The sequence below is a fragment of the Commensalibacter papalotli (ex Servin-Garciduenas et al. 2014) genome (assembly GCF_000527695.1).
GTDB classification, from domain to species: domain Bacteria; phylum Pseudomonadota; class Alphaproteobacteria; order Acetobacterales; family Acetobacteraceae; genus Commensalibacter; species Commensalibacter papalotli.
On sequence record NZ_ATSX01000001.1, the window covers coordinates 1,177,596 to 1,191,428 of the forward strand.

Genomic DNA, 13,833 nt, shown 5'->3' on the forward strand with positions numbered 1-13,833 from the left:
CTAAGATTTAGCCAATGGCATCTCTGATTTTTTAAGAGTGGGAATTTTAATATCATTATTGGGCATGCCTTTACTTCGCATCTTATCGATCCAACATTTTTTTATACCCAATTCGGCTCTGAGATCAGCATTAGGACCCAAATAAATCTTTTCCAAATAATGACGAGACTGTTTGCCTTGTTGATATTGATCGGCAAGGTTTGTCGTATACTCGACATAAACACGATCCCCTTGCCATTGTATGACGTCATCAAGAATAGAGGTTATATATAAAATACGACATTCGGCCTCTTCTTCAAACGCTGCATGTTTAGTTAAATAAATAATCGGCAGTAAAGTCGTCGCAATTGCCTCATAAATTTTATTTTGATGAGCTGTAATTTCTTGTTCGATCAAATTTCTGATCTCATCAATATTATTTTTAATCTCTTGCATTTTTGTTTTAACATCTTTTGTGATCTGATCCATTGTAGCAATGTAAAAAGCCCATAGTTTTTCAAAAATTACCTCAATATCCTCAACTTTATTATCAAGATAAAGCGACATATTGCTGCGAAAAGAGGACTTGCTCTGATGAGCTACACTGAGATAATTTGTCATTGGATCCATGTAGATACATCGAAAAAGGGGTAAAGGATCAGATAATTTTTTAAGTTTGCTATCTATTTTACATTGATCATTTTTTTTCTCTTTATCATCAATTAAATTGGGTATGATTTGATATGTATTTTGATATAACCAGCTTGTATTAACATGAGCGATCTTTTCTGGGTTGAATTGATTATCAAAGAAAGAATTTGTAACAACCAAACTGACCCCAGAGCCTTCTTTGTTGTTTTCTTTGCCATATAAACGAAATTGGTTCAAAGAATTCTCATTAAAGGTAAAACTCGTTAAAAAAGCCAATAAATGGTCATTATAAGAAACAGGTATTTCCCACTCTGTTAATAAAATTTTTCCTTCTGTTGGATCATTCATATAATTTGAAATACCCAAGTGAAAACTGCCATTTTGAATAATTTTCTGTGCTACTTCTACTTTTGTATAATGTGCAAAAAACACTTCTAATTTTGTCAAATCAGCATGCGCTATTACGTTATCATCCAATAAATTCGAATCCATATGTAACGCCTTACAAAACAAACCCGAATTCATATGTAACGCTTTACGAATGCGATCTGCGCTATCGTTAATGTTGCCTAACAATTTGAATAACTCTATTGCTCTATCAATATCTTTATTGTTCGGTATAAAAGAATTTATTTTTTTTATTATGAAAAATAACCATTCGTTACCACACCAATTATATTTAGGCAGAACTGAAATTTCACAAAGATTTTTCCAATACTCATGTGCCTGAAGATTATCAGCTTCTCTCACAAATAAAAAAAAGAGTTTTGTTTGAACTATCGCATATGCTTCCGGATCATCTTCTCGACCAATCACTTCCCAATACTCGCGCGCCTTCGATAGATTATTTTCCTTGTTATAAGAAAGGCCTAAATTAAATCGTGCGCTTGCATATTCTTTCGGATCATCTTCTCGACTAATCACTTCCCAACACTCACGCGCCTGCGATAAATTATTTTCCTTGTTATAAGAAAGGCCTAAATTAAATCGTGCTTTTACATATTGTTGAGGATCATCTTCCCGAGTAATCACTTACCAACACTCGCGCGCCTTCGATAGATTATTTTCCTTAAAATAAGAATTGCCTAAATTAAATCGTGCGCTTGCATATGCTTTCGGATCATCTTCCCGAGTAATCACTTCCCAACACTCACGCGCCTTCGATAGATTATTTTCCTTAAAATAAGAATTGCCTAAATTAAATCGTGCGCTTGCATCTTGTTGAGGATCGTCATTACCGTTCATTTCTTAGACTCTTTGTAAAAATTATTAAGCAAACAATGAAAATATTGTTAGAAACATACAGTTATTTCGTTCTTGTAAACCTAAATACTATCTCAACAACAACGCTGTTCCATACATTCCGAGCGCAAAAAAGCTATGCGCAACAATATTTAAAATACGCACTGTCCATGCATTGGACAATTGAGAAGCCGCAACACCAATACCCAGACCTGGTTGCAATAAAAACCACCCTGCTCCTATGGTAATCATTCCCCAAACCCAAGTTGGTAAAAATGTTGGATAGGCAAACCATCCCGTGCCAACATAAAGTGCAAAAAGAACGCCATATAAAATGCCAACTATATAATGAAAAATCCAACCCAGCGCTAATTCATGTTCATAAGGTTTTGCATCATCGATATTTTGATGAAAAACGATACCTTCTTTTAAATGCCAAACCCACCGCCCTACTGGTGCCCAATTAGACTTTGACTGTCCTGGTAAAGAACCAAAAACAATATCCCAAATATCCATCATAACGGTCGCACCAACACCTATTAAAATGCCGTCTATCATCAAGCTCATCATGTTTTTTCTCGTAAACAAATTGTTTCTATTTCTATGAAACTATATAATCATCTCCTTGAAAATAGTAATTAAAAAAAACTCTTACAATATAAATACCATTATCACTTTCGCTTTATTGATATTTTATAGTCAAATATTAGAGACAACCAAAGCATTAAGAAAGCAGTATGCACAGGAAATCAATGCATTCAAATCGTTGGGGTTAATAAAATTTCTGTTCTTTAAAGGATCATATTGTTATTTTGTTTAAAAGTGTAAAATAGATTATATCTGATCCTGATACACCTAATGATCTCAACGCTCCAGATGTTGACGAATATAATGAAGGACCTTCAGTGTTTGATTTTAAAAAGAAATATGTTGGGTATGTTTAAAGATAAAATGACAAAATCCGCTCAATCGGTTCAATCGATATCACAACGCCTTAAATCCATTGACATATTACGGGGTATTGTCATTCTCATTATGATTATCGATCATATCAGGGAAACTTTTTTTCTGCATCTGCAAGTCTCTGATCCTATGAATATTTCAACAACGCCTTTGGATTTATATATCAGCCGATCCTTTGCACATATATGTGCACCTATTTTTGTATTTTTGACGGGTTTATCTGCCTATTTATATGGACAAAAACAACAACATAAAAGTGAAGTTAGTCGTTTTTTGCTCATTCGTGGGTCATTCCTTGTTATATTAGAAATCACAATTATCAATTTTGCTTGGACATTTGAATTCCCACCGCATAGGCTCTTTTTACAAGTTATTTGGGCTATAGGATTAAGCATGATTTCTCTATCCGCACTCATCTGGCTGCCCAGAAAGATGCTATTCACCTTAGCAATCATTATTATTGCTGGACATAATCTATTGGACAATATTCATTTTTCAAATGAATCAGCGTTGTATATTCCATGGGCAGTAATTCATGATCGTGTGTGGATCAGTATCAGTAATATCATACAATTTCGCACAACATATCCTGTTCTACCGTGGATCGGTGTTATTTCTGTTGGTTATTATTGTGGATCATGGTTTAACCCCTCTTTTCCACCGAAACAACGTCAAAAATATGTACAAATTACAACTTTAACTCTTTTAACTTCTTTTATCATTATCAGAATGATCAATCTTTATGGCGATCACCCTTGGTTTTATGGCGACTCACCTGTTGAAACAGTCATGAGTTTTTTTAATGTTACCAAATATCCACCCTCTTTCTTATTTCTTTTAATCACTTTAAGTATCGGTTTCTTTTTACTTTCTTTGCTTGAACGCTACCAACATTCTTTTTTATTGAATTATGCAGCGATCTTTGGCAGCGTTCCGTTATTCTTTTATATTATTCATTTATTTATTTTAAAATTATTGTATTTGGGAGCTATATATCAATTTGGAAAAAACAAAGGAGACTATTTTGGTTTTAATGAAGTCTGGCAACTATGGGCTTGTTGGTTCTTTTTAATTCTCATACTATATCCGTTCGTTTGTTTCTTTTCGAAATATAAAGCTAACCATAAACATATTACTTGGCTAAAATATTTATAGCACCGAACAGAACCTGATATGATGATAAAACATACAAAAAAAATATTAGTCCCACCCTTTCTGATTTTACATTCTTTGGGATGTAACTGTGCTTATTGTAACGAAACCAAGGCAGAAGAAAAACATGGTTTTTGGGCTGATAGCGTGACATCTATTATTAATCGCACGGTATATGATACAAGAAAATATCCAGACGTAAAAACTTCCCCCAATTATGCAACAGAATGGGGATATGGATTAATGGCAAGTTTTGAATCTGGCTTTACCCCAGGATTGATAGGATTTGGTATTGATGCCCAAAGCTATACAGGATTAAAGTTACAAGCAAAAGGACGCACAGGGCGTATTCGCTTATTACGTAAGAATGATGATGGCAGCGTACAAAATTTTTATAATCGTACAGGCGGGGCTGCTAAGATACAGCTACATTCCACCGTTGCAAAATATGGTATTATGCGTCCTAAAACACCGATATTCAGCTCATCTGACACAAGGTTACTACCAGAAACATCAACTGGACTTTTGATAACAAGTAACGAAATAAAAAAGCTTACCATACAAATAGGTCACTTTACAGCCAATGCGGATCGTAATGCGACATCAAATCACAATGATCTGATTGTAAACTATCTTAACCCTTCCTTTCGAAAAGGAAAATCTTTTGATTTTATGGGGGTAACCTTTACAGGCGTTAAGGATCTTTCTTTAACTTCTTATATTGGACGATATCATAATAGTTGGTTGACTTATTATATAAACAGCAATTATCAATATCATTTTCCTCATCAACAAAAAATCATCTTGGACTTTCAATTCTATCACAGCCAAAATATAGGCAAATCCTATGCAGGAAAAATCAATAATAATACAGGAGGTCTAGCTGCAACCTATCAAATAGGCGCACATAAATTTTCGACTGCCTATCAAAAAATTCATGGCAATACACCCTTTGATTATGTAACAAGAGGTGCCATTTGGTTACCAAATGCGACACAATTATCCGATTTTAATGGTCCACATGAGCAATCTTGGCAAGTCAGTTACGAAATTGACTTTTCCTTTTTCGGTATCAAGGGTCTGTCGTTAAGCTCTGCCTTTATCAAAGGCACGGGAATTGATGGTACAAAAATGAAACAAAGCAGCGCCTATTATTGGTTAGGATATGGAAAAAATGGTAAACATTGGGAGCATGAATTATTGGCAAAATATACTGTTCCCAAAGGCTGGGCAAAAAAATTAAATATTACCGCCCGACACAGTATTCATCAGGCTAATAGATCTCAAGCTGAACTTGATACACATCAACTGAGAGTTGCCGTTGAATATCCAATGGTATGGTAAAGAATAGTTTCTTAATTTGAAAAACTATTCTTCACCATTTAGATCATTTTCGTTGATCAGGTTGTTGAATAATGACTTGGCCAGTTGGGCTAACACCATATTTTTGACCAATTGTTTGTAAAATCAAAGAAGCATTATAAGCATTTTTTGGGGCTGTTTGCTCATTTGGGTAACATTGAATATTATAAGCGATTTCTGCTGGACCAGTGGTAACTACCTGAGGAACACCATAAAATGGATCATTCCAACCTACAGGCCCCCAAGGACCCGTTGGCCCCCAATAGCCAGGCCCGCTACCCCAATATCCACCACCAAACCCATCAGTATAGGTGACTTCTTTTTGCGGCTGTTTATGAACATTATTAACACTATTCATTACGATAAAATATTTATAACCATTTTGAATAGTTGTTTGTGCAGCTTTGATAAGTGTAATATTCTGTGCCGCAGAATAAGAGATATCATCATTAGCCGTATAAGCAATACGATAAGTTTGTTGATTTAAAGGGTAAGCACTGAAGTCGCCTAGTTGATTAAAAGATAAAGGTGTGCTTGGTGAACATCCAGCAATTAATGCTGTCATTGCTAGTGCAGGGATAAAATGAAAAGCCTTCATCCTTGTTATATTCCTTTGGTTTTGATAATAAAACATCTTGAGAAAAGAAACTATTAAATCAGTATATTATACTTAATAGTAATTAATAATATATTTGTTTTAAATGCAGTTTCAATAAAACATACTTAATCTTTTATTTTTCTTTGCGCTTAAATTCTGATAGTTTGACTTTAAATCCATAAAATTCTTTTCCTACTTAAACCTTAAAGTAAAACTATTAATTATCGTGATGTTCCCTGTATCGTTTACCAACCTTCTTCAACAGAAAGCTTTTGAACTGGGGTTTGATCAGTTTGGTATTTGCAAAGCACAACTCCCGCAAGAAAAAGCACAACAGCTTCGCGAATTTATTGACAAAGAACGTCATGGCGATATGGGATGGTTAAAAGATCGTGCGTATCAACGCTCTAGTCCTGATCATTTATGGCCAGAAGTTAAATCAGCTATTGCTTTAGGGGTAAATTATGGTCCTGATATTGATCCCTTATTGAATCTTCAGAGTCCAAATATAGCCAATATCTCGGTTTATGCGAGGCACAGAGACTATCATGATATGATCAAAGGATGGTTAAAACATCTGGCACAATACATTATTAAAGAAGCTAAACCCTTATTAACCCCAACGGATCAAATCAAAGTCTTTGTTGATACAGCCCCCATCATGGAAAAACCTCTTGCACAACAAGCAGGTTTAGGTTGGCAAGGGAAACATACTAACTTGGTTTCACGGCAGTTTGGCAGCTGGCTTTTCTTAGGTGAAATATTAACCACTTTACAGCTCCCTGAAACTGTAACCTCTAAAAATCATTGCGGCAGTTGTAGCCAGTGTTTGCAAGCCTGTCCTACTGATGCCTTTCCAGCCCCTTTTCAACTTGACGCAACGCGCTGTATTTCTTATCTGACTATTGAATATAGTGGCAGTATTCCCCTAGAATACAGAAAAGCGATTGGTAATCGTATTTATGGGTGTGATGATTGCTTGGCTGTATGCCCTTGGAATCATTTTGCAAAGAATAGTCGGCATATTAAATTAAAAGCTCGCCAAGAGCTTAATCACCCTTTATTACAAGATTTCGCACTTTTTACAGAAGAAGAATTTCGACAGTTTTTTGCAGGATCTCCTGTAAAACGTATCGGACATTTACGCTTTATCCGTAATATCTTAATTGCTATTGGTAATTCAAGGCAGAGATCTTTATTAGATTCAGCCCAGCTATGGGAACATCATGATAATCCCGTTATCCAAGAAACAGCCAATTGGGCCATTGAACAGTTTAAAACATGACCAATCCTTATTTACAAAAACGTAGTTTACGCTTATCAGGACATCAAACCAGCGTTGCTCTTGAACAAGAATTCTGGAAAATTCTAGAGCAAATTGCTTTGCAAAAACAGCAATCTCTTACCTCATTCATAACGCATGTTGATACTCACAGACCTCCTGACCGTCCACTTTCTTCTGCATTACGGTTAGAAGCATTAAAATCGACCTCAATACTGACTAAATGATAAATCAATTGCCTTTTGCCTTAAAAATAGTAGAATTACATATCAGCTTATAATTTTTATCGATGGAAATATGGCCTTTTTTGGAAAAATTTTTGGTACAGTCGCAGGTTTTGCTACAGGTGGACCAATGGGTGCCTTGCTGGGTGCAGCATTAGGGCATGCCGCAGATAAAAAAACGCTGTTAAACCCTCCTCCTGGGGGATGGGCAGAGCAATGGAAGCGTAAAGTGTCTCCTGATTTTATGGGCGCTGCCAGTTATATTGCTGTTAAGATGGCTGTTAATACTGGGAAAAAAGATCAGGCCTTAGCACTATGTATGATTATTCTATCTGCTAAAATTGCAAGATGTGACGGCCCTGTTAATCGTAAAGAAATTGATGCTTTTAAACGTTTTTTCATAGTTCCTCCTCAACAACAAGAAGCTGTTGGAAAATTATTTGATCAAGCTCGTGTGCGCACTGATGACTATTACAAATTTGCTGAAGAGCTGGCTATCGCTTTTAAAGATGAGAAAAACAAACTTGAAAATCTGTTAATTTTGCTTTTTACAATTGCCCGTGCTGATCAAGAGCCCTCAACTGCTTTGCATACCCAAGAAGAAAAAATCTTACGCCATATTCATAAAATTTTTGAATTGCCTCCTTCCGCATGGGAATATGCATTTAATGGAGGAAATCCACGCAGTGTTACTAATGAACCTAACCCATATGAAGCTTTGGGAATCCACAGCGATGCCACTGACGAGGAAATTCGCAATCAATGGCGCAAGCTAGTCAGAGAACACCACCCAGATGTGATGGCAGCCAAGGGTGCTTCAAAAAAACAAATGGCAGACTCTGCTATTCAAATTGTGAAAATTAATGCTGCTTGGGATTATATTAAACGCAATCGTGGTTTATAATTCCACGAAAAATACCCTCTATTTGCCTTTTTAAACTTACCATAGTTTGCCCGTATTTGACCCGAAATATTGTGATTTTATTACAACATTCTATAAAGATACGGTGATTTTTTATTCTGTTAATAACCTTTTCTCTGTTGTTTAGAAATGAATCTGCTATGGTCAAAACGCATTCTGTGCGATGACTAAATATCAATATATTTTAAATAATATTTGAGATATTTCCTCATCTATTTTATAAAACAGTGGAATTAATTTTAAGTCACTTGAGGGGCAAAATGAATTTGAATCACGACAACACTTCTTATTCTTTGAAACCTCAAACAAAGAAAAATCAAAAAATGCGTCGTCTCTCATATCTCACATTAACTGTTGGTCTCAGTATTTTTGCTACGGCTTGCACTGCACCTGTCCCCAAGGATCCAGAGGCACTAGCTGAGTATAAACGTAATAACGATAAATACGAACCCCTTAATCGTCCAATGTACGATTTCACCGTTAAAGTAGATAAATATACAATGCGCCCTGTTTCCAAAGCGTATGTATGGGCAGTCCCCAAAGTGGTTCGTAAATCATTAAGCAATATGATTACAACAATGAATGAACCTGTTGTGTTCTTCTCTGATGTCGGTGCAGGCAAACCAAGACGCGCTGGTGATACTTTTGCCAGATGGTGCATTAACATGGTTGCTGGCGTAGGTGGATTTATTGATGTCGCTTCAATGGTAGGATACGAACATCACGACACAACACCTGGGATGACATTAGCTTCTTGGGGGATTAAATCTGGTCCATACTTATTCGTGCCGTTTATGGGGCCATCCAATTTCCGTGACGCTGCTGGCAAGGTAATTGCCGTTGGTTTACAGCCATTTAACTATGTACCAAGAGGTTATGGCTTGATTACTTTTAACTGGGCGTATAATATACTAGGTGTGATAAGCTCTAGAGCTGACTATCTTGATGCAATGGATCAGTTACAAAGAGATTCTTTGGATCCTTATGCAACGATTCGTAGTGCGTATCAACAACAACAAAGTGCTGAAATCAAAGAGCTGATTAATGATCATAGAGCAACAACTCCAGCATGGTATATTAAATAAGTTAGGGATTGTATTAATGAAGACTACCTCTTGTCGTTTTCTTTTTTCTGCAGTTGCAGTTACTGGCATGCTGTTATCAGGCAATATCGTTGCTGGTTCTCACTTTGGTATTTCCACTGCCCAAGCACAAACAACCTATACAAGTGCTCAGCTAAGCAAATGGCTTAAAAATACTGGGGATACAATGGTTGGCGTTGTTAATAGCGACATGTCAGCAAAAGAGAAAAAAGATAAATTTTTAACCCTTCTTAATCAAGACGTTGATGTAGATATTATTGCTAAATTTTGCCTAGGCCGTTTTTGGCGTACAGCAACACCAGCACAGCAAAAAGAATATGTTGAACTTTTTCATCAAGTTTTGATTAACTCTATCACAGATCGTTTAGGTGAATATAAAGGTGTTTCTTTTAATATAGGTAAAGTTTCAAAAACTGAAGGCAACAAGTTTTCTATTGAAACCATTCTTCACCGTCCTAAGCAACCTGATGTATCAATACAATGGATTATTAGTATAGAAAGTGGCACACCAAAAGTCGTTGATATAATCGGTGAAAACGCTTCTTTATCTGTAACACAAAGAGGTGATTATACCTCTTTCATTGCCAGACACGGTAATAGTGTATCTGCATTAATTGATGCCCTAAAGCGTCAAATTGCAAAACACCCATAAAAGATTACTTAATAAATGTCATTATAGTCAAAAGCCAGGAAACTAGTTTTCCTGGCTTTTTTTTAAATATTGAAAGAGAGATCAAATGTCCCCTCCTCAATTTTCCGAAGATTTTATTCAAAAGTTAAACAAGCTATTTTCCTGGCGCAGAGACGTAAGACATTTTCAAACTACGCCTGTAGAAGATACATTATTAGATCAACTCCTCTCTATTGCATGTATGGCTCCATCTGTGGGGCTCAGCGAACCATGGCATTATATAAAGGTTGAAACACAAAAACTGCGTCAAGAAATTTATACACTCTTTAAAACATGCAACGAACAAGCTGCACAACAATATGCTTCTGAACAACAACAACTTTATTCAAACTTAAAATTATCGGGTTTAAATGAGGCTCCTCACCATATAGCCGTCTTTTCAGAAGAAAATCCAGCTCAAGGAAAAGGCTTGGGCAGACATACAATGCCTGAAACCACAGCATATTCAACTGTGATGTCAATTTTTAGCTTTTGGTTGGCCGCAAGAGCTCATAATATTGGTGTAGGATGGGTTTCCATCCTACCTCCTCAAAAAGTAAAAACTATTTTAAGCGTCCCTGATCATTGGACGTTCATTGCCTATTTATGCGTTGGTTATCCCCAATTCCAATATGAAACCCCAGAATTAGAGCAAAGAGGCTGGGAAAAACGAAATCCCGATCGCAAGCAATGGATCATAAGATAAGATTAATCGCATTCCCTTCACAAAAAAAACATCATTGAATTATATAAAACACTTTTTATTTTTGTGCTTTTATGCTCTCCTATAGTTATATTTTATTTTGCTGAACATAACTTTAAATATATTCAGCAAATTTCACTATCCGATTTTATTAGAATATAAAAATAGGACTATTATGAGCAACCCTTCACAAATGACCTCTAATCAAACAGAGGCGCAGAAAAATTCATTTACCTATTACCCCATCGCACTCAGTGTCATGACGACTGTTTTTTTTATGTGGGGCTTTTTAACCTGCTTAAATGATATTTTAATTCCGCATTTAAAAACTGTATTTGAACTAAACTATGCACAAGCAATGTTAATTCAGTTTACCTTCTTTGGAGCGTATTTTTTAATGTCTATCCCCGGAGGGAAAATTGTTTCCTCACTGGGATATAAAAAAGGAATAGTTACAGGCCTAATCATTGCTGCCATTGGTGCTTTTGGATTTTGGCCTGCTGCTATTTCCTCCAATTACTATATTTTCTTATTGGCTCTTTTTATTCTTGCAACTGGGATTACCATTTTACAAGTCGCAGCCAACCCTTATGTAACCTTACTAGGCCCTCAAAAAACAAGTTCCAGTCGACTGAACTTGGCTCAAGCATTAAACTCTTTAGGAACGACAGTTGCTCCTTATATTGGTGGTATTTTAATTCTTGTTGGTGCCTCTTATACCTTACCCAAAGACGTTGCAACAGCCCCTGAAACTGTTCAATTAATATCCACTCTTGAAAATAAACCTATTACAGAAATCCAATCTGCATTAGCACAGGCAAAACCTGAAAATATTGCTTATGCATTAAAAAATATTCCACCTTTTATCTTTAATAAACTTCCTAATGAGCTTTTATTAGAACAAGCAAAGCGCCTCCCCCCTGAAATCTTAGGAACAGTTTTAAGTGATACACCAGCAGATCAAAAACTCTTTATCCTTAGTAACATCTCACCTGAACAGTTAGATCAATTACCAGCAGATGTACTTGTTCAATCTATGGATAATCTAGTGACTACTGCATTAAGCAGTGAAAAAACTGTGATGCTTCAAAAGCTAAAATTGGAGCTGAGTCCTGAAGTTAAACAAAAAATGCAAGCCTATCGGGATGATCAAGCAAAATCAGTACAAAAACCTTATGCGATTTTAGGGATTATTCTATTATTACTCGCGGGTTTTGTCGCTATTTTTAAACTTCCTGAAAACCGTGAACAAAAACAAACCAATAAAGATAATCCCCACTCTCTTAAAGATGTTTTCCAATATTCGCACGCTGTCCTTGGGGCTGTTGGTATCTTCTTTTATGTAGGTGCTGAAGTATCCGTTGGCAGTTTTATGATAAACTATCTGACATTGCCAGATATTGGTCGCATGACAGAACAAGTTGCCGCTCAATATGTAGCATTCTTTTGGGGTGGTGCCATGATTGGCCGCCTAGTTGGTTCTGCATTAATGGTTAAGTTATCTCCTCGTAAATTGCTTTCAATTTGTGCCATTGTTAACCTAGGTTTGTTAATAACAACAATGACATCTTCCGGAGATATAGCTGTATACTCTATCATCTCTATTGGTTTATTTAACTCTATTATGTTCCCAACAATTTTCTCTTTGGCCCTTACAGGAATGGGATCGTTGACCGAACAAGCATCCAGTCTGATTGTTATGGCCATAGTCGGTGGTGCTGTTATTCCATTTGCTCAAGGATTTATCGCTGATAGCATTGGGTTACACCATGCGTTCTTATTACCTCTTCTCTGTTATATATATATTTTATACTATGGTATCAGCGGAGCAAAACCCCGTAGAACTTTAGAATCTTAAATAGATCTTTTCAAAATGATTTGATTAAAATAACTGGGCAGTAATTTACAATATAAATACTAATTATTGTCCAGCGTAATAAAACGTAAATATTGAAGGCGACAAAAGAGTAAAATCTTTATGCCTTATAATTATACAACTAAATAATATTTATTAAATAGAGCAAAATTGCTATTTTTTAATCGTTTTTAAAAGCTTTTCACCTTGTTTTAAAGGAAATAAAGTTTTTAGAAATGGAATTTTTTTCCCCAAAATTTTATAAATTTCAGATGCTTTTATAGGTTTAGCGATTTTTTTAAAATCATTTAAATATTGATAACAACTTGCATCTTGCTTTGGATCATCGTAACGGTAACCATTTTTGACAATACCAGTTGCTTTGCCATACGCGATGATCCCTTCACCATTAGCATACATAAAAACAATATCATCTTTTTTTATTTTTTTTATTTCATCTTTCCAAGGAGAACAAAATGCTTCTATACGTTCTTCATCAATCATACGAACGTGATCAGCAATATTATTACCTTTGTTCGTATTCAATAAAAAATAACGTGTTCCATCTGTATCTATTTCCAAAGGATCGCTATCCATATCATCAATATATTGATATGCCTGCTCTAACCCTGTTTTTAATAAGTTAACCATAACCTCGTTTTTAGAAGTCTCTAAATAATCTACTAACCCTTCAATTTGGGAAGCAACTTCTTCTGTCATTCGAATAGTTGTCGCAACGGTCTCTTTTTTATTTTTCTCATTATTTTCTATCATTGAGATAATACCAGACATAACGAATTCCTGTCATCATTTATGAATATTTATTGATTATCTTATTTAACCATTATTGATGTCAATAAATTATTTATACCTGTTATAAAAACCATAATACTACGAGAAGAAAACACTTTATTCGTGTTATTTTTATTCCGATTTCAAGTCTTTATCACATCAAATAATAAACTATATCGTAATTTTTTTTTGATATGTAACCAGTAATAAAATAAAAAAAATAACAAATAATAAGGAATTAATCTTTTTTGTTAAAAATATATCATCAGCAAATTTATATAGTTTTCATAGATTTATTTTTGAATTAATTTTGAATTAAAAATAAACAAATAACA

At 35.2% G+C, this 13,833-nt stretch carries 14 protein-coding genes; 9 read left to right on the forward strand and 5 right to left on the reverse strand.

The window, feature by feature from the left end; translation table 11 throughout:
• From COMX_RS05330 to COMX_RS05340, 3 genes are all read right to left on the reverse strand, one after another.
• A complete protein-coding gene (locus COMX_RS05330; protein WP_034337844.1) occupies positions 1–1,662 on the reverse strand; it encodes a tetratricopeptide repeat protein in 1,662 nt (553 codons plus the stop codon).
• Entirely contained in the window at positions 1,663–1,875 is a 213-nt protein-coding gene (locus COMX_RS05335) for a tetratricopeptide repeat protein (RefSeq protein ID WP_034337847.1), read from the reverse strand. It abuts the gene before it with no gap.
• 87 nt (positions 1,876–1,962) lie between these two features.
• Positions 1,963–2,442, reverse strand: coding sequence for a DUF2938 domain-containing protein (locus COMX_RS05340; RefSeq protein WP_034337849.1), 480 nt, complete (start codon positions 2,440–2,442; stop codon positions 1,963–1,965).
• A gap of 381 nt (positions 2,443–2,823) precedes the next feature.
• Here COMX_RS05340 and COMX_RS05345 point away from each other — a divergent pair, with 381 nt between their 5' ends.
• Positions 2,824–3,990 carry a DUF1624 domain-containing protein gene (locus COMX_RS05345; RefSeq protein ID WP_034339040.1) on the forward strand — a complete coding sequence of 389 codons (1,167 nt, stop codon included), beginning with the start codon at positions 2,824–2,826 and terminating at the stop codon, positions 3,988–3,990.
• Between the two features lie 18 nt (positions 3,991–4,008).
• Positions 4,009–5,331, forward strand: coding sequence for an OprD family outer membrane porin (locus tag COMX_RS05350; protein WP_051461892.1), 1,323 nt, complete (start codon positions 4,009–4,011; stop codon positions 5,329–5,331).
• Between the two features lie 43 nt (positions 5,332–5,374).
• Here COMX_RS05350 and COMX_RS05355 read toward each other — a convergent pair whose 3' ends face one another.
• Positions 5,375–5,947 (reverse strand): CC0125/CC1285 family lipoprotein, encoded by a 573-nt coding sequence (locus COMX_RS05355; protein WP_034337851.1) that lies wholly within the window; start codon positions 5,945–5,947, stop codon positions 5,375–5,377.
• Between the two features lie 229 nt (positions 5,948–6,176).
• Here COMX_RS05355 and queG point away from each other — a divergent pair, with 229 nt between their 5' ends.
• The 7 genes from queG (at position 6,177) to gluP (ending at position 12,709) form a co-directional block, all read left to right on the forward strand.
• Complete coding sequence (queG, locus tag COMX_RS05360) at positions 6,177–7,232, forward strand: tRNA epoxyqueuosine(34) reductase QueG (RefSeq protein ID WP_034337853.1); 1,056 nt, start codon at positions 6,177–6,179, stop codon at positions 7,230–7,232.
• Entirely contained in the window at positions 7,229–7,456 is a 228-nt protein-coding gene (locus COMX_RS05365) for a ribbon-helix-helix domain-containing protein (protein WP_034337856.1), read from the forward strand. Before queG ends, COMX_RS05365 begins: the two co-directional genes overlap by 4 nt.
• Positions 7,457–7,526: 70 nt before the next feature.
• The gene (locus COMX_RS05370; protein WP_034337857.1) at positions 7,527–8,357 is read left to right on the forward strand and encodes a TerB family tellurite resistance protein; all 831 of its coding nucleotides are present in this window, start codon (positions 7,527–7,529) and stop codon (positions 8,355–8,357) included.
• A 278-nt stretch (positions 8,358–8,635) separates the two neighbouring features.
• Positions 8,636–9,460 carry an MlaA family lipoprotein gene (locus COMX_RS05375; protein ID WP_084051516.1) on the forward strand — a complete coding sequence of 275 codons (825 nt, stop codon included), beginning with the start codon at positions 8,636–8,638 and terminating at the stop codon, positions 9,458–9,460.
• Positions 9,461–9,476: 16 nt separating this feature from the next.
• The gene (locus COMX_RS05380; protein ID WP_051461986.1) at positions 9,477–10,130 is read left to right on the forward strand and encodes an MlaC/ttg2D family ABC transporter substrate-binding protein; all 654 of its coding nucleotides are present in this window, start codon (positions 9,477–9,479) and stop codon (positions 10,128–10,130) included.
• 85 nt (positions 10,131–10,215) lie between these two features.
• A complete protein-coding gene (bluB, locus tag COMX_RS05385) occupies positions 10,216–10,854 on the forward strand; it encodes a 5,6-dimethylbenzimidazole synthase (protein WP_034337859.1) in 639 nt (212 codons plus the stop codon).
• A 172-nt stretch (positions 10,855–11,026) separates the two neighbouring features.
• Positions 11,027–12,709, forward strand: a complete 1,683-nt coding sequence (gene gluP / locus COMX_RS05390; protein WP_235176767.1) for a glucose/galactose MFS transporter — start codon at positions 11,027–11,029, stop codon at positions 12,707–12,709.
• Positions 12,710–12,880: 171 nt separating this feature from the next.
• On the opposite strand, the gene COMX_RS05395 is transcribed toward gluP, so the two are convergent.
• Positions 12,881–13,498, reverse strand: coding sequence for a hypothetical protein (locus COMX_RS05395; protein ID WP_034337861.1), 618 nt, complete (start codon positions 13,496–13,498; stop codon positions 12,881–12,883).
• Between the last annotated feature and the right edge of the window lie 335 nt (positions 13,499–13,833).

Bases quoted from the DNA above. Each gene is read 5' to 3' on its own strand.
- COMX_RS05370 (WP_034337857.1), top strand. From the start codon at position 7,527: ATGGCCTTTTTTGGAAAAATTTTTGGTACAGTCGCAGGTTTTGCTACA.
- COMX_RS05365 (WP_034337856.1), top strand. From the start codon at position 7,229: ATGACCAATCCTTATTTACAAAAACGTAGTTTACGCTTATCAGGACAT.
- COMX_RS05340 (WP_034337849.1), bottom strand. From the start codon at position 2,442: ATGATGAGCTTGATGATAGACGGCATTTTAATAGGTGTTGGTGCGACC.
- bluB (WP_034337859.1), top strand. From the start codon at position 10,216: ATGTCCCCTCCTCAATTTTCCGAAGATTTTATTCAAAAGTTAAACAAG.
- COMX_RS05375 (WP_084051516.1), top strand. From the start codon at position 8,636: ATGAATTTGAATCACGACAACACTTCTTATTCTTTGAAACCTCAAACA.
- queG (WP_034337853.1), top strand. From the start codon at position 6,177: ATGTTCCCTGTATCGTTTACCAACCTTCTTCAACAGAAAGCTTTTGAA.
- COMX_RS05350 (WP_051461892.1), top strand. From the start codon at position 4,009: ATGATGATAAAACATACAAAAAAAATATTAGTCCCACCCTTTCTGATT.
- COMX_RS05395 (WP_034337861.1), bottom strand. From the start codon at position 13,498: ATGTCTGGTATTATCTCAATGATAGAAAATAATGAGAAAAATAAAAAA.
- COMX_RS05355 (WP_034337851.1), bottom strand. From the start codon at position 5,947: ATGAAGGCTTTTCATTTTATCCCTGCACTAGCAATGACAGCATTAATT.
- COMX_RS05345 (WP_034339040.1), top strand. From the start codon at position 2,824: ATGACAAAATCCGCTCAATCGGTTCAATCGATATCACAACGCCTTAAA.
- COMX_RS05380 (WP_051461986.1), top strand. From the start codon at position 9,477: ATGAAGACTACCTCTTGTCGTTTTCTTTTTTCTGCAGTTGCAGTTACT.
- gluP (WP_235176767.1), top strand. From the start codon at position 11,027: ATGAGCAACCCTTCACAAATGACCTCTAATCAAACAGAGGCGCAGAAA.
- COMX_RS05335 (WP_034337847.1), bottom strand. From the start codon at position 1,875: ATGAACGGTAATGACGATCCTCAACAAGATGCAAGCGCACGATTTAAT.